Raw genomic sequence first — 18,750 nt, forward strand, 5'->3', positions numbered from 1 at the left:
TCGGTGCTAACTTGAGGCACACATCAAAAATGGGCCTAGGCCCGAAAGGCCGCATATTCTAAGGATTATGCGGCTGTTTGCAAATCTCTTTTTCCACAGGCCGCCAGGCGGCCTGCCAGAGCCATCAGAACTTCGGCATGCCGCCGCCAGGCATCATGCTGCCCATGCCGCGCATCATCTTGGCCATGCCGCCTTTGGCACTGAATTTCTTCATCATCTTCTGCATCTGCTTGTGCTGCTTGATCAGCCGACCGATGTCCTGCACCTGAGTGCCAGAACCCATGGCGATGCGGCGCTTGCGCGAGCCGCTGATGATGTCGGGGTCGCGGCGCTCGGCAGGCGTCATCGAGTTGATGATCGCCTCCATCTGCTTGAACTGCTTTTCTGCCGCGCCCTGGGCATTGCCCATCTGCGCCAGGTTGACGCCACCCATCTGCGGCAGCTTGTCCATCAGGCCGCCGAGGCCGCCCATACTTTTCATCTGCACGAGCTGGTCGCGGAAGTCCTCGAGGTCGAAACCCTTGCCCTTCTTGAGCTTCTTGGTGAGCTTCTCGGCCTTCTCGCGGTCGAGGGTCTGCTCGGCCTGTTCGATCAGGCTGAGCACATCGCCCATGCCGAGGATGCGCGAGGCAATTCGCTCGGGGTGGAACGGCTCGAGCGCTTCACTCTTCTCGCCCATACCGATGAACTTGATCGGCTTGCCAGTGATGGCGCGCACCGATAGCGCGGCACCGCCACGGGCGTCACCGTCGACCTTGGTGAGCACCACGCCGGTAAGCGGCAGCGCATCGTTGAAGGCCTTGGCGGTGTTGGCGGCGTCCTGACCGGTCATGGCGTCGACCACGAACAGGGTCTCCACCGGATTGACCGCGGCATGCAGCGCCTGGATCTCGGCCATCATCTCGGCATCGACGGCCAGACGACCGGCGGTGTCGACCAGCACCACGTCGATGTACTTGAGCTTGGCCTCACGGATCGCCGCTTCGGCGATGGCCACCGGCTTCTGGGTAATGTCGGAAGGGAAGAAGGTCACGCCCAGGTCATTGGCCAGGGTTTCCAGCTGCTTGATGGCCGCCGGACGGTAGACGTCCGCCGACACCACCATCACGCTCTTCTTCTTGCGCTCCTTGAGCAGGCGCGCCAGCTTGCCCACGGTGGTGGTCTTACCAGCACCTTGCAGACCGGCCATCAGCACCACCGCCGGCGGCGTGGTGCTCAGGTCGAGGTCTTCGTTGGCGGCGCCCATGAGGCTTTCCAGCTCCAGGCGCACGATCTTCACGAACGCCTGGCCCGGAGTCAGGCTCTTGGACACCTCGGTGCCGACCGCGCGCTCCTTGACGCGAGCAACGAAATCCTTGACCACGGGCAGCGCCACGTCGGCCTCGAGCAACGCCATGCGCACTTCGCGCAGGGTGTCCTTGATGTTGTCCTCGGTCAGCTTGGCCTTGCCAGTGACGCTGCGCAGAGTCTGCGAGAGGCGATCGGTTAAATTTTCGAACATGCGCGTTCCTTTCGGGCCGTCTGGCCGGGATGGGCTGGCAGCAAACGGCGGATTATAACGAAGACCGCGACGCTTTCGAGGCTTGTTTGTCGGTGCGCCTGCGACATATGAGAGCGGATACCGCTTGCAGTCTTTTTGCGACAACGGTTGTGTGCCACACTCAGCGCCTTTCCGGCCCTGTCATCGCCTATCTATGCACCCTCTGTTACCCAGCCTCGCCGCCGCCGTTCTCTACTTTGGCGCTGCCTGCTATCAAGGCCTGCATCTGGCCCGCCGCAGCCAGCCCAGCCAACCCGTGTTGCTGCTGGTGGGCGTGATCGCCCTGCTGTTTCACGGTGGCAGCCTGTACATGCAGATGCACGATGTCGCCGGCCTGAACCTGGACTTCTTCAATTCCTCCAGTCTGATCGCCTTTACGGTGATTGCGCTGATCCTGCTGGCCTGCCAGCGCATGCCGGTGCACAACCTGCTGCTGTTCCTGTTTCCGCTCGGCGGGCTGACGGTGCTGTGCGCGCAGTTCATGCCCAGCGGCACCAGCCAGCCGATCGAGGAAGGCCCTGGCATACTCGCCCACATTCTGCTGTCCATCGTGGCCTACGGCCTGTTGACCATCGCCATGTTCCAGTCGCTATTGCTACTGGTGCAGGACCGGCAGCTCAAGAACAAGCATCCCTCCGGGCTGATCCGCAACTTCCCACCCCTGCAGACCATGGAAAGCCTGCTGTTCGGCTTCCTGTGGAGCGGCTGGGCGCTGCTGTCACTGTCGCTGCTCTCCGGCGCGGTGTTCATCGACAACCTGTTCACTCAGCACCTGGTGCACAAGACCATCCTGTCGTGCTTCGCCTGGGTAGTGTTCGCTGTACTGCTTTGGGGCCGCCACCAGCTCGGCTGGCGCGGCCACAAGGCGATCCGCTGGACGCTGGCCGGTTTCTGTCTGCTGATGCTGGCCTTCTTCGGCAGCAAGCTGGTTCGTGAATTCATCCTGCACATCTGAGCCGTGAACACACCCTCACCGCTTTTCCAGCTCGCCCTGCTGCTCACCCTGCTGGCCTGCGCGACCTTTTTCATCTGCGCACGTACCGTGCTATTCGGTCTCAACCGCTATCGGCTGCGCTACCGGGCGCGCCAGGGCCATCGCGCCGCTGCCCGGCTGATCGCCCTGCTCGACCAGCCACAACGGCTGTCGGCGACCCTGCGCATCGGCACCATTTGCAGCACCATGGCCGCCTCGGTCGCTGCCACCTTGCTGGCCTTGCGCCACGGTGCGCCCGGTAATCTGGCGCCATCGCCGTTCGTTCTGACGCTGGCCGTGCTGATGCTGGCCCATCCGTTCGGTCGCCTGCTGGCCATCCTGCCGCCGCCGCTGTTCGCCTACCCAGCAAGCTATCCGCTGACCCTGGTCAGCCTGGCGCTGTCCCCGTTCACCCACCTGCTGATGACCATCGGCCAGGGTCTGCGCCGGCGAATAGGCAAGGCAGATCAGAGCGCCGCACCCGATGATGCACCGAGCCTCACCGAGCTGCGCGACGCGCTGCAGGCCGACGACCTGCCGCTGCCCGCCGAGCGACGCGCCATGCTGCTGGGCGTGCTGGAGCTGGACAAGGTCAGCGTCGAGGACGTGATGATTCCGCGCCACGAGGTCACCGGCATCGATCTGCAGGGCAGCACGCCGCTGCTCGAGCAGATTCGCAGCGCCTCGCACACTCGTCTGCCGGTGTACCGCAACGGCCTCAACCAGACCGAAGGCATCTTGCACATGCGCCGCCTGGCCGGGTGTAGCGAGCTGGATGAAGCGGCCTTGCTGCAGGCCTGCGACGCCGCGTACTTCGTGCCCGAAGGCACCACGCTGGCGAACCAGCTGGTCAACTTCCAGCAGCACAAGTACCGCACTGCCGTAGTGGTCGACGAATACGGCGAGGCCATGGGCATCGTCACCGTCGAAGACATTCTCGAAGAGATCGTCGGCGACCTGAGTTCGGTGGAAACCGCACACCCACGCGAATTTTATCCGCTGGGCGACGGCACCTGGTCGATCCAGGGCAGCGCCTATCTGCGTGAAGTGAACCGGGCACTAGGCTGGCACCTACCGGTCGATGGACCGAAGACGGTCAACGGCCTGGTGACCGAAGTGCTGGAAAACATTCCTGACTGCGCGGTTTGTATGCAGGTGAGTCGCTACCGGCTGGAGATCGTCCAGTCCAGCGGCAGCCGCGTGCTGGAAGTGCGGGCCTGGGAGGCCCAACAGCACTGATGCATGACCAGCAGCACGACGCCGCTGGTGCCAAGAAACTGTTCACTGCCGCCCGTAACCGAGAGCTCGCATTCCTCGCAAGACGTCTGGAAGAAGGCAAAAGCGGACACTCGGCGGTTGCGTAGGAGCAGCTTTAGCCGCGAGCTCTTTACGCCTCACATGCGATGCGTGAGCTATGGTTTGCCAGCATTATCGCGTTGCTCATACGTCCGGTTCCGCTCTGACGAGCGGGTTTCTTTTGGCATCGCCCCAAAAGAAACCAAAAGGTCTAGCCCCGACATACGGCCCGAGCTTCGCTGGGGCTCCCTCGTTTCATCGTTGTTCCGAGGGCCCGCCGCGAAGGGCCATCCCTGGCCCATCGCGGCTCTCGCGGCATCCATGCCGCTCAACCCTCTCCACAACGATTCCGCTCGGCCTCCTGAAGGGGCGATTTGTGTCGCCTGCCAATTTTGTGGCATGAGGAGCACCAAAGAGCAAAGCGGCCGACCGACCGCTCCCGCCACTTTGCGGCCGTTGCGCTAGCGAAAAAGCTCGCGCGTTACAGCTCGACCTTGACCGCCTGTGCCGACCGCAGCGCCTTGGCGCGGGCTGCGTCCAGCGACTCGTCGCGCGCCAGTGCAACGCCCATGCGGCGCTGGCCGCTGACTTCCGGCTTGCCGAACAGACGCAGGGCGGTATCCGGCTCGGTGAGCGCGGCGCCGAGGCTGCCGAAGCTGACCTGCTTGGACTCGCCTTCGACCAGAATCACTGCCGAGGCGGACGGGCCGAACTGGCGGATCGCCGGGATCGGCAGGCCGAGAATGGCGCGGGCATGCAGGGCGAATTCGGACAGATCCTGAGAGATCAGGGTGACCAGGCCGGTGTCGTGCGGGCGCGGCGAGATCTCGCAGAACCACACCTGATCGCCCTTGACGAACAGCTCGACGCCAAACAGGCCGCGACCACCCAGCGAGCCAGTAACGGCCAGAGCGATACGCTCGGCCTCGGCACGGGCGGCCTCGCTCATCGCCTGAGGCTGCCAGGACTCTTGGTAATCGCCCTTTTCCTGACGATGGCCGACAGGCGCGCAGAAGGTGGTGCCGCCGACGTGGCGCACTGTCAGCAGGGTGATTTCGTAGTCGAAGTCGATGAAACCTTCGACGATCACCCGGCCCTTGCCGGCACGGCCACCGGCCTGGGCGTAGTCCCAGGCTTTCTGTACGTCATCGGCGCCCTTGAGCACCGACTGGCCCTTGCCGGACGAGCTCATGATCGGCTTGACCACGCACGGGAAGCCAATGGCGCTCACCGCTGCCTGGAACTCCTCGAAGGAGTCCGCGAACTTATAGGGCGAGGTCGGCAGGCCGAGTTCTTCGGCGGCCAGGCGACGGATGCCTTCCCGGTTCATGGTCAGCTGCGCGGCGCGGGCGCTGGGGATCACGGTGTAGCCTTCGTTTTCCAGCTCGACCAGCGTGGCGGTGGCGATCGCCTCGATCTCCGGCACGATGTAGTGCGGCTTCTCCTGCTCGATCACTGCACGCAGCGCGGCGCCGTCGAGCATGTTGATCACGTGGCTGCGATGCGCCACCTGCATGGCCGGCGCGTTGGCGTAGCGATCGACGGCGATCACTTCCACGCCTAGTCGCTGCAGTTCGATGACCACTTCCTTGCCGAGCTCGCCCGAGCCACACAGCAACACGCGGGTCGCGCTGGGCGACAGGGGGGTTCCGATACGGGGCATAACAGCATCCTTGGGTAGCAGGAGAATTCAGTCGGCGATTTTAATCACGCCCGGCCGCGACGGCGACCAAAATCGGCGAACGTGCTTTTTATCGCGGCGCAGGCTGCGCATTATTGATGCCACGAATTGCCCTGAATCAGCCCCACCACACGCACCCTCGACTACGCTGAATATGTAGGCCGCCGCACGGCAGCGGCGCAGCTCATGGCACGCGACACTTGCGAGGAGGCTTCGCCATGGACGCTTTTCACATCATGATCGTCCTGCTGATCAGCGGCTTTCTGCTGCTGGGTATCGGCTTCAATAACCGCGAACAGGAATGGGGCATCTGGCTGACCGGCCTGGGCGCGCTGTCGATGTTCGCGCCACTGTACTTCAAGGTATTCATCGAGTTCGGCTGAGCCGCTTTCAGCTTTCGGCCTGCCAACGCCGGGCGGATGCCTGGTCGCTCTCGCGGCCCTCGACCCAGCGCGGGCCGCTGGGGGTATCCTCCTTTTTCCAGAACGGGGCACAGGTTTTCAGGTAATCCATGATGAACTCGCAGGCCTGAAAGGCCGCCTGGCGGTGAGCGCTGGCCACGCCGACGAACACGATTGGCTCGCCCGGCTCCAGCCGCCCGACGCGGTGAATCACCTCGACCCCCAGCAACGGCCAGCGCTCGCGGGCCTGGGCCTCGATGCCCGACAGGGCCTTTTCGGTCATGCCCGGAAAGTGTTCGAGAAACATCCCTGCCACGTCCTGGCCATCATTGAAATCACGTACGTAGCCGACAAAGCACGCCACCGCGCCAACGCCGGTATTGGCGGCATGCACGGCGTTGGTTTCCTGCCCCGGATCGAAGACGGCCTGTTGAACGCGAATGCCCATCTCAGCCTCCGGTGACCGTCGGGAAGAACGCCACCGCATCACCATCGACCAGCGCCTCACTCAACGCGCAGAGCTCTTCGTTGCGGGCGCACATCAGGCCGCGCTCGGCGAGCACCTCCCAGGCGCCACCGCGGGCCAGCAGGTGCAGGCGCAGCTCGTCGAGGGTGGCGAAGCTGCCTGGCAGCTCCTCGGCCTCCAGACCCAGGGTTTCGCGGTAACGGGCGAAATACTGCACGCGGATCATCGCTCGCCCTCGCCTGCCAGGAAGTGGCCGCTCTTGCCGCCAAGCTTTTCCAGAAGGCGCACCTGCTCGATGGTCATGCCGCGATCCACCGCCTTGCACATGTCATAAATGGTCAGTGCCGCGACACTGGCAGCGGTCAGCGCTTCCATCTCCACGCCGGTCTGGCCCGTGAGCTTGCAGCGTGCATGGATTAGCACCGCATCGTCGCCATCGGCCTGCAGCTCGACCTTGACGCTGGTGAGCATCAGCGGATGACAAAGGGGAATCAGATCGGAGGTCTTTTTCGCCGCCTGGATGCCGGCGATGCGCGCCACAGCGAATACGTCGCCCTTGGGATGATCGCCGTCGACGATCATCTGCAACGTGGTGGGCAGCATGCGCACCCGGGCCTCAGCCACGGCTTCACGCACGGTCTGCGCCTTGTCGCTGACGTCGACCATATTGGCGCGTCCCTGGGAGTCGAGATGGGTCAGCACGGGCAATCTCCAAGTAGAAAACCTGGCGATTGTAGGCCCCGCACCGCCCCCTGCAAACCATGGGCGCCGCAATGAATGCCCGGAGCCGCCAGGCGGCTCCGGGGCGAAGGGTTACATGTGGCTTTCGGCGTACTCGGCGAGGATCGAGCGCGGCACGCCCTGCAGGGTGATGTGCACGCCGTGCTCGAAGCCCTTGAAGCGCTCGGTGAGGTAGGTCAGCCCCGAGCTGGGCGCTGAAAGGTACGGCGTATCGATCTGCGCCAGGTTGCCCAGACAGATCACCTTGGAGCCGTTGCCGGCACGGGTGATGATGGTCTTCATCTGGTGCGGGGTGAGGTTCTGGCATTCGTCGATAAGGATCAGACTCTGCTGGAAGCTGCGCCCGCGAATGTAGTTCAGGGATTTGAACTGCAGGGGCACCTTCTGCAGGATGTAGTCGACGCTGCCGTGGGTGTTTTCGTCGTCCATGTGCAGGGCTTCGAGGTTGTCGGTGATGGCGCCCAGCCAGGGTTCCATCTTCTCGGCCTCGGTGCCGGGCAGGAAGCCGATTTCCTGATCAAGACCCTGCACGCTGCGAGTGGCGATGATGCGCCGGTAGCGCTTGCTGACCATGGTCTGTTCGATGGCCGCCGCCAGCGCCAGGATGGTCTTGCCCGAGCCGGCGGCGCCGGTCAGGTTGACCAGGTGAATGTCCGGGTCGAGCAGCGCGTAGAGTGCCAGCGCCTGGTGGATGTCCCTCGGTTTGAGCCCCCAGGCTTCCTGATGCAGCAGCGGCTCCTGGTGCAGATCGAGAATCAGCAGCTCGTTGCCCTCGACCTCCTTGACCCAACCGACGAAGCCCTGCTCGTCGATAATGAATTCATTGACGTTGACCGCCGGCAAGTCTTCGCTGAGCTGCACGCGGTGCCAGGTACGACCATGGCCCTGACGGGTATCGACCTTGGCCACGCGATCCCAGAAGGCACCTTCGACGTCGTGGTAACCCTTGGACAGCAGCGAGATGTCGTCGACCAGTTGGTCGGTGTGGTAATCCTCGGAATCCAGCCCGCAGCCACGCGCCTTCAGGCGCATGTTGATGTCCTTGGTCACTAGCACCACGGACATGCCTGGGCGCCGCGACTTCAGCTCCACCAGCTGGTTGATGATCTTGTTGTCGTTGAGGTCTTCCGGCAGCCAAGTGACCGGCGCCGCACTCTTGCTCATAAGAATCGACAGAAAACCGCAGGGGCCGCTCTTGTCGCGCTGGATCGGCACCCCGTGCTCGACCTCCTCGGGGGTGGCGCCATCGAGAATCTTGTCGATCAGGCGGATGGCTTGCCGGCATTCGGCGGCGACGCCCTGTTTGCCGGTTTTCAGCTTGTCGAGTTCCTCCAGCACCGTCATCGGGATGGCGACGTGGTGTTCCTGGAAATTGAGCAGCGCGTTGGGATCGTGAATCAGGACATTGGTGTCGAGGGCGTACAAGGTTGGGGCGGTGGGCTTGATGCGTCCGTGGTCATCCATACTCGTCACCTCTTGTCGGATCCAGCGACGGAATGCCAGGACGGCGCTCCGCCACACAGGACCACCGACTCCCGATCAGGAGCGCCGCAAACGGATGAGGGCCGAGGGCCGCCACCTGTCTGCAGGGTTCGGCGGTCTTTCAAGGCGTGGTCTGCATGGGCCGGCCTTCATGCCCGGTTCGTCGCAAACCACAGTTCGTTGATACTCCAAAAAATGTGACAGGCAAATGATCTTTTCAGTTTTTTTATTTTTATTTGTCGGTTGGACGAATGACCTTGGCAGCGGCACTTATCGCCCACTAGAGTCATGAGTCCAGCCTGCTGCCTTGCTCCACGCGGGCCCTGCCGAATCGGCTAGAATCGCCGCTCCGCCGAAGGAGACGACTCATGCTGATGGTGATTTCCCCCGCCAAGACCCTGGACTACGAAAGCGCACCGGTCACTTCGCGCTTTACCCAGCCCGAATTTCTCGACCATTCTCAGGAACTGGTCACCCAGCTGCGCGACTTCACGCCGGCGCAGATCGCCGAGTTGATGCACCTCTCCGACAAACTGGCCGGCCTCAACGCAGCGCGCTTCGGCAGCTGGACGCCGGACTTCACGCCAGAGAACGCCAAGCAGGCGCTGCTGGCCTTCAAGGGCGACGTGTACACCGGGCTGGACGCGGAAAGCTTCAGCGAGGCCGACTTCGATTTCGCCCAGCAGCACTTGCGCATGCTCTCCGGCCTGTACGGGCTGCTGCGCCCGCTGGACCTGATGATGCCCTACCGCCTGGAAATGGGTACCAAGCTGGCCAACGCCCGCGGCAAGGACCTCTACGCGTTTTGGGGCGAGCCCATCAGCGAATGGCTGAATCAGGCGCTGGCCGCCCAGGGCGACGACGTGCTGCTCAACCTGGCATCCAATGAATACTTCGGGGCGGTCAAGCGCAAGGTGCTGAAAGCGCGAATCCTCGACACCGAATTCAAGGACCTGAAGAACGGTCAGTACAAGATCATCAGCTTCTACGCCAAGAAAGCCCGCGGTCTGATGGCCCGCCACGTGATCAAGGAACGCGTGACCGATCCAAAGCACCTCAAGGATTTCAACGACCAGGGCTACCGCTTCTCGGCAAAGGATTCGAGCGCCGACAAGCTGGTGTTCCTGCGCGACCACGCGCCGGAGTGAAGGCCCAGGCGCTTCAGCATGAGTTGCATGGCGGCGAGAAACAGCCCCTGGCGAAACATCCACCAACCCCTGGGCGGGTGCCGAGCCCATCGGCCTTGTGTAGGATTGGCAGACACTCGACATTCAAGGTCCAGCCATGATTTTCGGCGCGATTCTGGTTCTCAGCTGGTTCATTCTGCTGATCCGCTACCCGGCCAAGGCCCTGCCTATTTCACTGGCGGCGCTGGCCGGGCTGGGCATGGTGGCGAGCTGGGTGCTGTGGCAGGAAAACCGTGAGAATCGCAACCTGGCTCACCTGGAATTGCGCCTGAGCTACGCCCCCGAACGCTGCCCCGCTGACCGCCCACTGGAGCTGTACCTGCACAACGGCAGCGACGCCGCACTGCAGGAACTGCATTGGCAGGTCAGCGCCTACCGGCCAGGTGACAGTGTCAACCTGGCGCAGCGCCTGTACGAGACGCCGCGCTACAGCGGCCCCGGCGAGCTGCTACCCGGTGCCGACTGGCAAAGCTGCCTGCCGCTGCCTACGCTGCGCAGCGGCTACCGCGCCAGTACCCTGGAATTCCGCGCCGAGCAGTTGCAGGGCACCTTCAGTCGTTAGCCGCCCTTTCACGATCCACACAACAACAATCACAAGGATTACCCATGAGTCACCCTAGGGTTCTGATCACTGGCTGCTCCAGCGGCATTGGCCGGGCACTGGCCGACACCTTCGCGCAACAGGGGTATGAGGTCTGGGCAAGCGCCCGCAAGCGCGAAGACGTGGCGCGCCTGAGCGAAGCAGGGTTCAACGCCGTGCAGCTGGACGTCAACGATGCAGCCGCGGTCGAGCAGCTGGCCGCCACGCTCAAGGAACGCATCGGCGGGCTCGACGTGCTGATCAACAATGCCGGCTACGGCGCCATGGGCCCACTGCTCGACGGCGGCGCTGCCGCCATGCGCGCGCAGTTCGAAACCAACGTGTTCTCCCTGGTCAACGTGACCCGCGCGCTGTTTCCGCTACTGCGCCAGAACAAGGGTTTGGTGATCAATATCGGCAGTGTTTCCGCCGTACTGGTGACACCGTTCGCCGGCGCTTATTGCGCCTCAAAGGCTGCGGTGCATGCTTTGAGCGACGCACTGCGGCTGGAGCTGGCGCCATTTGGCGTCGGTGTGATGGAAGTGCAGCCGGGTGCGATCGAATCCAGCTTCGGCACCCACGCCAGTCGCCAGGCCGAACAACTGATCGGCGAGCAGTCGCCATGGTGGCCGATGCGTGACGGCATTCGCGCCCGCGCCATCGCCTCGCAAGACAATCCGACACCGGCCAGCCACGTGGCGCGCAACGTATACGCTGCCGTGGCCAGTGCCAAGCGTCCAAGGGTATTGCGCCTGGGCAATGGCAGCCGCGCCCTGCCGCTGCTCTCGGCGCTGCTGCCAGGCGCCCTGCTCGACCGCGTGCTGAGCCGCCGCTTCGGCCTGGATCGCCGCTTGTAGAACCTGAATTCACAGGCGAGACTCCAAGCATCATCGCCACCGCCGAGCCCTGTCGCCATGCCGCCTTCCCAACAGCCCGTCGCCATGCTGCGTTACGCCCTCATCGGTGTGGCGGCGGCCGTGGTGCTCAATGTGCTGCTGCGCAGCTTCGTCAAACTTGGTGGCGTGCTGGCGACCCTGGTGATCGCCGCCAGCATCGCAGCACTGATGGCACTTGTATTCGCCTGGCGCCAACGCCGCCCGCCAACCCGCGGGGAACGGCGGCGCCTGGTGTGGCTGTACGGTGGCATCCTCGCCCTGCTGTATGCCTTACTGCTGACCATGATGAGCCTACAGGACGAGCCCAGCCCCATGGGCGTACTGCTCTTCATCCTGCATTACCTGGCCTATCCGTTGCTCGCGCAAATGTTGTTCTCGGAGCGCATCTTCAAACGGACTTCCTGACCAGCTGACTCCTGTCGGCCAATCGCTGCTCTACACTCGATAACAACCATAGGGAATGGAACGTCGATGAGAAGCAGCCGGCACATCAAGACTCAGGAACGACGCATCATCGTGGTACTGCTCGTGGCGTTGCTGAGCGTGCAGGTGGTCATCTACCTGGTGAGCGCTCGCACCAACCGCAGCATCGTCGAAGAAACCATCAGCAAAAGCCTGCAGACCACCACCCAGGTGGTCGACGAGTTATTGGAACTGCGCCAGCGCCAACTGACTCAGGGCGCTGCTGTGCTGGCCGCTGACTATGGCCTCAAGGAAGCCATCGCCACCGCTGAGCGCTCGACCATCGAATCCATGCTGAGCAACCACAGCAAGCGCCTGAAGGCCGACATCGCTCTGCTCAATACGCTCGACCGCCAGCTGATTGCCAGTGTGCCCAAGGAACTGCAACAGGCCGACATTGCCCCGCTACTCAAGGCCGCTGCACAGGCGGGCAGCCCGGGCGCGCAACCGGTGAGCCTGCTGCGCAGTCAAAGCGGTGTGCTTTACCAGCTGATCCACCGCGTGGTGAACATGCCTACGCCCCAGGCTGAACTGACTCTGGGTTTCGCCATTAACACCGAGTTGGCTGAAGCGCTCAAGCAGACCACCGATACCGAGTTCGTATTCCTGTCACGCGGCCAGGACGGCGCCTGGCAACTGCACGGCAATACCCTTGAAAGCAGCTTCGAGCGCTTGCTGAGCAACCCCGCGGCGCTGGTCGACGGGGCCGAGTGGACACTGCAGGACGAGAACGACGAGTACCTGATGCGCTCGGTGGCGCTGCACAATTTCAATGCCCAGAAGGCCAGCGAAGTACTGCTGATCGCAGGCAAATCACTGAACCAGCACATGGCTGCCTACGAGCGTATCGAACGTTTCCAGCGCTATCTGCTGCTAGCCAGCCTGGCGCTGTCTGCCCTGGTAGTGGCGCTGATCGGCCGGCACCTGCTGCGGCCGCTTGACACCCTGGCCCATCAGGACCCGCTAACCGAGTTGCCGAATCGCCGGGTATTCGACCTGAGCGTCACCAATGCGTTGACCAAGGGGCGCTCGGCGTCCTTCGCGCTGATGATGATCGACCTGGATCACTTCAAGCAGATCAACGACCGCTTTGGCCACGCTGCGGGCGACGAGGTACTCAAAGTCAGCGCCCGCCGGTTACGCGGCCTGCTACGCAGCATCGACGTACCGGCACGTCTTGGCGGTGACGAGTTCGCCGTGCTGCTGCCCGGTCTGGATAGGGCAGCAGCCATTCGCCTGGGCCAGCGCATAGAAGAAGAACTGAGCGATCCCATCGTATTCAATGGCCAAAATCTACAGGTGGGTGTCAGCCTCGGTATCGCCATCGCACCGACGGACGGCACTACGGCCAGCGAACTGCTGCGCATGGCCGACGCCGAAATGTACGCTGACAAGGCACAGCGCGAGAGCAATCCGATCTGAAAGGTCGAACGTCCGCGTCCGGGCAAGGGTCGCTACTGAGTACTCTCAGTTTGCGGATGCCTTATGGAATACCTCGACTGGCTGCAATGGCCGGCCATGCTGATCACCGTCATCGCTGCCTGGCTGGTCGCCTCCAAGCAGCGCCACCGCCGTAATCTGGGCTTCTGGGTGTTCATGGCCAGCAACCTCTTGTGGATCATCTGGGGGCTCTACAGCCACGCCTACGCATTGATTGTGCTGCAGTTGTGCCTGGGCGCGATGAACATTCGTGGCGCTCTCAAGACCGAGACGCCTGCCGAACACGCCTGAGCCAGCTAGGGTCTGCCATTGCCCGACAAGCTGTGAGACCATCGGCGGCTTGCCATCGTTTTCACAGTCCCATGCCGAACCTAGTCTTGTTCCCAGAGAGCTCGTCCGATGCCTGACATCCTGCACCTGCAGCAGGCCGACTGGCGCGGCGACTTCGATGAGGGCGCGCTGCGCCGTGCCCAGGATTACGCCACACGCGGCCTGAGTCGTCTGCTCAGCCTCAAGGATCACAGCCTGCTCGCCAGCTGCCTGGGCAGCGGCGAGCGCCCCTACCAGCAGCGCATCACCCTGCACGCCTACGGCAAGGGCTGGGGTGTGACCGGCCATTGCAGCTGCCCGGTGGGCTTCAACTGCAAGCACGTGGCGGCTGCTCTGCTCACCCTGGAAGCACGGCAGCGCTCAGGCGATGATCTCGGCACCCTGATCGTCACCGAAAAGCCGGTGGATGAAACCGTGCTGGACCACGTGCAGCCGCAGCCGGTCCTGACCCTGGGTAGCCACGTGCGCGTGCATTTCGATGCGCGCAAGGGCCGCATGCTGGAGCAGACCCAGCACCGCGCCGCCCTGGCCTTCGACTACCAGGGCAACAGCGCGGTCGGTAAAACGGCCAAGGATCTGCTGGTACGCCTGGGGCCCAATCGCCAGTTGCGCATCACTCGCGACACGGCTCGGGAAACCGAGCTACGGCGCCGCCTGGAGGCTGCCGGTCTGCGTATCGCCCTGCGGCAGAGCGAAGCCCTGGCCCAGCACCCAGGCGAGCATTTCGAATTGCAGGGTGACGCCGCCTGGCTGACCTTCATGCAGCAGCAGGTACCGGCGCTACGCGCCGAAGGCTGGCGCGTCGAGATCCAGCCCGACTTCCAGTACAACCTGGCCGAGATCGACGATTGGTACGCCGATGTCGACGAGCTGCCCGAACAGGGCTGGTTCGACCTGGAGCTGGGCATCGAGGTGGAAGGCCAACGCATCAGCCTGCTGCCCGTATTGCTGCAGGCCATCCGCCGCTCGCCCTGGCTGCTTTCCGGTGACGCCCTGGCGCAGCGCCCGGACGAGGAATTACTGCTGGTCAGTCTGCCCCACAGCCAGCGCCGCGTGGCCCTGCCCTACGCGCGACTGAAACCCTTGCTGGCGGCGCTGGGTGAGCTGTTCATTGGCGACGCCGACGAAATCGGTACCCGCGTACGCCTGGCGCGGGCCGATGCCGCGCGCCTGAATACCCTGCAACAGGGGCCGGCGCTGAACTGGCAGGGGGGCATCGAACTGCGCGAGTTCGCGAGGCGCCTGCAACAAACGTCCCAACAGGACGTGAGCGCTCCCGACGACCTGGCTGCGCAGCTACGCCCCTATCAGTTGCAGGGCCTCGGCTGGATGCAGGCGCTGGGTGAGCTGGAAGTCGGTGGCGTGCTGGCCGACGACATGGGCCTGGGCAAAACCCTGCAGACCCTGGCGCACATTCTCCTGGAGAAGCAGAACGGTCGCCTCAAGCAGCCGGCGCTGATCGTCATGCCCACCAGCCTGATCCCCAACTGGCAGGACGAGGCCGCGCGTTTCGCGCCGACCCTTAAGGTGCTGGCCCTGCACGGTGCCAAGCGGCGTAGCCAGTTCAAGCTGATCGGCGAGCACGATGTGGTGCTCACTACCTATGCCCTGCTGCCCCGCGATCTCAAGACGTTGTCCGCACAGCGCTTCCACCTGCTGATTCTCGACGAAGCCCAGAGCATCAAGAACCCGCGCAGCAAGGCCGCCCTCGCTGCCGGGCAGATCAACGCCCGCCAGCGCCTGTGCCTGAGCGGCACGCCGCTGGAAAACAACCTGGGCGAGCTGTGGTCGCTGTTCAACTTCCTGATGCCGGGCTGGCTGGGTGACGCCAAGCGCTTTACCCGCGATTACCGCACGCCCATCGAAAAGCACGGCAGCGAGCAGCGTCTGGCGCACCTGCGTGGGCGGATCAAACCGTTCGTGCTACGCCGCAAGAAGGAACAGGTCGCCCGCGAACTGCCACCTAAAACCGAAATCACCCAGTGGGTGGAGCTGACGCCGGCCCAGCGTGACCGCTACGAGATCCTGCGCCTGGCCATGGACCGCAAGGTACGCGAGGAGATCACCCGCCAGGGCCTGGCGCGCAGCCAGATCGTCATACTCGAAGCGCTGTTGCGTCTGCGCCAGGTCTGTTGCGACCTGCGCCTGCTCGACGAGGCGCCAGCCGAACTGACCAGCAGCGACTCCGGCAAGCTCAGCAGCCTGCTGGACATGCTCGAAGCACTGATCGGCGAAGGCCGCCGCGTGCTGCTGTTCTCCCAGTTCACCTCGATGCTGGCGCTGATCGAAAGCGAGCTGCAGGCGCGCAACATCGGCTATGCCAAACTGACCGGCAGCACCCGGGACCGGCGCACACCCGTAGAGCAGTTCCAGGCTGGGCAATTCCCGGTCTTCCTGATCAGCCTCAAGGCCGGCGGCGCAGGCCTGAACCTGACTGCTGCCGACACCGTGATCCACTTCGATCCCTGGTGGAACCCGGCGGCCGAAGCCCAGGCCAGCGACCGCGCCTACCGCATCGGCCAGGACAAACCGGTGTTCGTCTACAAGCTGATCGCCCGCGGCAGCGTGGAAGAAAAGATCCAGCAGTTACAGCAGGCCAAGGCGAGCCTGGCCCACGGCCTGCTTGAAGAAGGCGGCAGCCAGAGCAGCTGGCAGCTCAATGAAGACGACTTGCAGGCGCTGTTCGCGCCCCTGGCCGACTGAGCGCCATCAGCGCTCGGAGTAGTTGTCGCCCACCACTTCGCCGGTCGAGTCGATGGCCTTGCTGGACGGAAACTTGTAGGACGCGAAACGCACCGCCAGCACCGACAGTGCCAGGAAGAAGATGCCGCCGCACAGGTACAGCAGGCCAATGTCCGGCGCCTTGTGATGGGATACGTCGCCGATCAGGTAACGGGTCAGCGCGGTGATGGCGATGTACAGCAGAAAGCGGATCGGCAAATGGTTGGTCTTGAAATAGATGCCGACCATCGCCCCCAGCTCCAGATAGATGAACAGCAGCAGGATGTCGTCCACGCTGGCACTGCCCTTTTCCACCATGCCTAGAAATGCGCCGACCGAGGCCCAGGCGGTCGCCGCTCCGATGGCGAACAGCCCCAGGTAATGAAAGCCCTCGACGAATAGATTACCGATCGAATTCGCGCCCTTGTGCATCCGCTTGCGGCTATCGTCGACCCACTTCATGGCATTCCCCTTTCAGATTGATACAGCCTGGCGCCGATGATGGCGCGCCCGCGTGACATTCCCATGCAGGAACAAGACCAGCGAGGCGGCTGCGCTGGCAAACAGAAGCGCCAGAACATGGGAAAGGCACATGGGATGGCGAATCTCGCGGCCAGGTTTACGCTGTTCAAACGCAGCGCAGTCGAGTAAGCTCGCCACAACTGTATGCATGAACAGTATTTTTAATTATCAGCGAAGGCGTAGAGGTGATGAATGGCCGTCGAAGTGGTGTACCGCAGCAGTCGCGACCCGGAGCGTTTGTTTATGGATAAGGCCGAAGCAGATCGTCACGACAAGATGCTGGAGCTGGCCGAGCTGCTCAGCGATGTACTGCAGAAGGCGGTGCCGTCGCTCAGCGAAGACCAAGGCGAGGAGCTGGGGATCTACATGGCCAGAAATCGCGACGTGTTCGCCAAGGCGTTCAAGAATCAGCCCGATGCCCTCGGCGAACTGGGCAGCCTGCCGGAAACAGAGTGACCGCCAGGCTGCGCCGTTAACATCTCTTCGCTTTTCCGGGCTGGACGGCCGGCGCGCGCACAGCTAAAACAGGCACATCCCCCGGGAGGTGTCCATGAGCGCGCGCGATCACTGCCTTGCCTGTCTGAACGCCGAACAGCCGGCGTTTTTCGAAGCCGCACTCTGGGTCGCTGCCGAGCACGATCCGGCGGTGGAGCCCCAGCAGCTCCTGCGCGAGCTCGAGCACCTCAAGCATCAGGTCGACTCCGGCCTGCCCAACTTCCCGCCCCAGGAACTGGCGCAGCCCTTGTTGCGCCGCCTCAGTGACCTGCATTTCTATGACGATGACGACAGCCCGGTACGCCCACAAGCCGCCTTGCTGCACAAGGTGCTGCAACGACGCCGCGGCCAGCCGCTGAGCATCGCGCTGATCGCCCTGGAACTGGCGCGTCGGCTGAATATCCCGCTGCAGGGCGTCGGGTTTCCCGGCTACTTTCTGCTGCGTGTGCCTGGCGCCGACCACCTGCTCGACCCCTGCGGCGGGCGACGACTGTACACCCGCGACTGCCGCGAGTTACTGCTGCGCTACCTCGGCCCCCATGCCCAGCTGAGCGCCGAACATATGGCGAGCTGCGACGCCCGCGGCATGATCCTGCGCCTGTCGCGCAACTTGCGCCATTTGCACGCCCAGGCAGAGGACTACATCAGTGCTTTGAAGGATGCCGAGCGGGTGCTGCAACTGGCCGCGCCAAACGTTAACGACCACCTGGCCAGGGCCGAGCTTTATCGCCACCTAGATTGCTCCCAAGCTGAACGCTTCGATGTGCAGCGGGCCCTGCTGCTGTGCGAAGACCCCGCCCAACGGCTGAAACTCGGGGATCGGCTGCGCCAATCCAGTGCGCAACCCGCGCTGCACTGAGCCCGACACATCACCGAGAGCGGCCATCGGCCAACAAGTGTATTGATTTAAATACACCGTATTCAATACGACACAGGCATAACCAACCACGACATTCCCAAGCCCGTAGCGGGCTTAAGGATATGGCGTGGCGCTTCTGTATTGAATTCAATACAAATTACCTGATCAGACAATGCAAAAATATATAAGTAATTGATTTGTAACGATTATTTTATATGGCACCGACCTTGCTAATCAGCTTCCAATCACCGCGCCCACGCAGATGGGCACAGAGTCCAACAAGGGAGTCCCCATGAGCGAATTGCGTTTCACCGTCGAGCACGAATGGCTGCGTCAGGAGGCCGATGGCCTGGTCACAGTAGGGATCACCGCCTACGCTCAAGACGCACTGGGCGACGTGGTATTCGTGCAGTTGCCCGAGCTGCAGGCCTATGCCGCCGGCGACGAGGTGGCGGTGCTGGAGTCCGTGAAGGCTGCCAGCAACATCGGCATGCCGCTGGACGGCGAAGTGGTCGAAGTGAACCCGGATCTCGAGGCCAGCCCCGAACTGGTCAATGCCGAGCCTTTGGGCCAGGGCTGGTTCTTCCGCTTCCGCCCAGCTGATGCCGGCGCCCTGGCCGGCCTGCTCGATCAGGATGCCTACGAGCGCCTGCTCAACGCCAAAGCCGACGCGTGAGA

20 protein-coding genes are annotated in these 18,750 nt (G+C 63.3%); 13 read left to right on the forward strand and 7 right to left on the reverse strand.

Features of this window, described 5'->3' with window-relative positions; translation table 11 throughout:
• Positions 1 to 124 precede the first annotated feature (124 nt).
• Positions 125 to 1,501, reverse strand: a complete 1,377-nt coding sequence (gene ffh / locus FB481_RS13380; protein ID WP_093505847.1) for a signal recognition particle protein — start codon at positions 1,499 to 1,501, stop codon at positions 125 to 127.
• Positions 1,502 to 1,694: 193 nt separating this feature from the next.
• On the opposite strand from ffh, the gene FB481_RS13385 reads away from it, so the two are divergent.
• Positions 1,695 to 2,495 carry an inner membrane protein YpjD gene (locus tag FB481_RS13385; RefSeq protein WP_013790150.1) on the forward strand — a complete coding sequence of 267 codons (801 nt, stop codon included), beginning with the start codon at positions 1,695 to 1,697 and terminating at the stop codon, positions 2,493 to 2,495.
• 3 nt (positions 2,496 to 2,498) lie between these two features.
• Entirely contained in the window at positions 2,499 to 3,752 is a 1,254-nt protein-coding gene (locus FB481_RS13390) for an HlyC/CorC family transporter (RefSeq protein ID WP_093505845.1), read from the forward strand.
• A 538-nt stretch (positions 3,753 to 4,290) separates the two neighbouring features.
• Here the strand turns inward: FB481_RS13390 and purT are convergent.
• Positions 4,291 to 5,472, reverse strand: a complete 1,182-nt coding sequence (gene purT, locus FB481_RS13395) for a formate-dependent phosphoribosylglycinamide formyltransferase (RefSeq protein ID WP_093505842.1) — start codon at positions 5,470 to 5,472, stop codon at positions 4,291 to 4,293.
• A gap of 236 nt (positions 5,473 to 5,708) precedes the next feature.
• Between purT and FB481_RS23200 the strand changes: the two genes are divergently transcribed.
• Positions 5,709 to 5,873, forward strand: a complete 165-nt coding sequence (locus FB481_RS23200) for a hypothetical protein (RefSeq protein ID WP_167363165.1) — start codon at positions 5,709 to 5,711, stop codon at positions 5,871 to 5,873.
• Positions 5,874 to 5,880: 7 nt separating this feature from the next.
• Here FB481_RS23200 and moaE read toward each other — a convergent pair whose 3' ends face one another.
• From moaE to FB481_RS13415, 4 genes are all read right to left on the reverse strand, one after another.
• Positions 5,881 to 6,339 (reverse strand): molybdopterin synthase catalytic subunit MoaE, encoded by a 459-nt coding sequence (gene moaE, locus FB481_RS13400; RefSeq protein ID WP_147176725.1) that lies wholly within the window; start codon positions 6,337 to 6,339, stop codon positions 5,881 to 5,883.
• 1 nt (position 6,340) lies between these two features.
• A complete protein-coding gene (locus FB481_RS13405) occupies positions 6,341 to 6,583 on the reverse strand; it encodes a MoaD/ThiS family protein (protein WP_147176726.1) in 243 nt (80 codons plus the stop codon).
• Entirely contained in the window at positions 6,580 to 7,059 is a 480-nt protein-coding gene (gene moaC / locus FB481_RS13410) for a cyclic pyranopterin monophosphate synthase MoaC (protein WP_147176727.1), read from the reverse strand. Before moaC ends, FB481_RS13405 begins: the two co-directional genes overlap by 4 nt.
• Positions 7,060 to 7,170: 111 nt before the next feature.
• Complete coding sequence (locus FB481_RS13415) at positions 7,171 to 8,562, reverse strand: PhoH family protein (protein ID WP_027905963.1); 1,392 nt, start codon at positions 8,560 to 8,562, stop codon at positions 7,171 to 7,173.
• A gap of 386 nt (positions 8,563 to 8,948) precedes the next feature.
• On the opposite strand from FB481_RS13415, the gene yaaA reads away from it, so the two are divergent.
• The 7 genes from yaaA to FB481_RS13450 all read left to right on the forward strand — a co-directional run bounded on the left by yaaA (position 8,949) and on the right by FB481_RS13450 (position 16,178).
• Entirely contained in the window at positions 8,949 to 9,728 is a 780-nt protein-coding gene (gene yaaA / locus FB481_RS13420) for a peroxide stress protein YaaA (RefSeq protein ID WP_093505836.1), read from the forward strand.
• Between the two features lie 136 nt (positions 9,729 to 9,864).
• Complete coding sequence (locus FB481_RS13425; RefSeq protein WP_093505834.1) at positions 9,865 to 10,329, forward strand: multidrug transporter; 465 nt, start codon at positions 9,865 to 9,867, stop codon at positions 10,327 to 10,329.
• Positions 10,330 to 10,373: 44 nt separating this feature from the next.
• A complete protein-coding gene (locus tag FB481_RS13430) occupies positions 10,374 to 11,204 on the forward strand; it encodes an SDR family oxidoreductase (protein WP_093505832.1) in 831 nt (276 codons plus the stop codon).
• A 57-nt stretch (positions 11,205 to 11,261) separates the two neighbouring features.
• Complete coding sequence (locus tag FB481_RS13435; protein WP_093505830.1) at positions 11,262 to 11,648, forward strand: ABZJ_00895 family protein; 387 nt, start codon at positions 11,262 to 11,264, stop codon at positions 11,646 to 11,648.
• A 66-nt stretch (positions 11,649 to 11,714) separates the two neighbouring features.
• On the forward strand, positions 11,715 to 13,127 hold the full coding sequence (locus tag FB481_RS13440; protein WP_093505828.1) for a diguanylate cyclase: 1,413 nt from the start codon (positions 11,715 to 11,717) through the stop codon (positions 13,125 to 13,127).
• A gap of 63 nt (positions 13,128 to 13,190) precedes the next feature.
• A complete protein-coding gene (locus FB481_RS13445) occupies positions 13,191 to 13,436 on the forward strand; it encodes a hypothetical protein (protein WP_147176728.1) in 246 nt (81 codons plus the stop codon).
• A gap of 108 nt (positions 13,437 to 13,544) precedes the next feature.
• The gene (locus tag FB481_RS13450; RefSeq protein ID WP_147176729.1) at positions 13,545 to 16,178 is read left to right on the forward strand and encodes a DEAD/DEAH box helicase; all 2,634 of its coding nucleotides are present in this window, start codon (positions 13,545 to 13,547) and stop codon (positions 16,176 to 16,178) included.
• A 6-nt stretch (positions 16,179 to 16,184) separates the two neighbouring features.
• Here the strand turns inward: FB481_RS13450 and FB481_RS13455 are convergent, their stop codons facing one another.
• Complete coding sequence (locus tag FB481_RS13455; protein ID WP_093505822.1) at positions 16,185 to 16,658, reverse strand: phosphate-starvation-inducible protein PsiE; 474 nt, start codon at positions 16,656 to 16,658, stop codon at positions 16,185 to 16,187.
• A gap of 252 nt (positions 16,659 to 16,910) precedes the next feature.
• On the opposite strand from FB481_RS13455, the gene FB481_RS13460 reads away from it, so the two are divergent.
• The 3 genes from FB481_RS13460 (at position 16,911) to gcvH (ending at position 18,748) form a co-directional block, all read left to right on the forward strand.
• The gene (locus tag FB481_RS13460) at positions 16,911 to 17,174 is read left to right on the forward strand and encodes a YebG family protein (protein WP_093505820.1); all 264 of its coding nucleotides are present in this window, start codon (positions 16,911 to 16,913) and stop codon (positions 17,172 to 17,174) included.
• A gap of 94 nt (positions 17,175 to 17,268) precedes the next feature.
• Positions 17,269 to 18,072 carry a SirB1 family protein gene (locus tag FB481_RS13465; RefSeq protein ID WP_093505818.1) on the forward strand — a complete coding sequence of 268 codons (804 nt, stop codon included), beginning with the start codon at positions 17,269 to 17,271 and terminating at the stop codon, positions 18,070 to 18,072.
• A gap of 292 nt (positions 18,073 to 18,364) precedes the next feature.
• Complete coding sequence (gcvH, locus tag FB481_RS13470; protein ID WP_013790132.1) at positions 18,365 to 18,748, forward strand: glycine cleavage system protein GcvH; 384 nt, start codon at positions 18,365 to 18,367, stop codon at positions 18,746 to 18,748.
• Positions 18,749 to 18,750: the final 2 nt, after the last annotated feature.

Source organism: Pseudomonas sp. AG1028 (assembly GCF_007993955.1).
GTDB classification, from domain to species: Bacteria; Pseudomonadota; Gammaproteobacteria; order Pseudomonadales; family Pseudomonadaceae; genus Aquipseudomonas; species Aquipseudomonas straminea.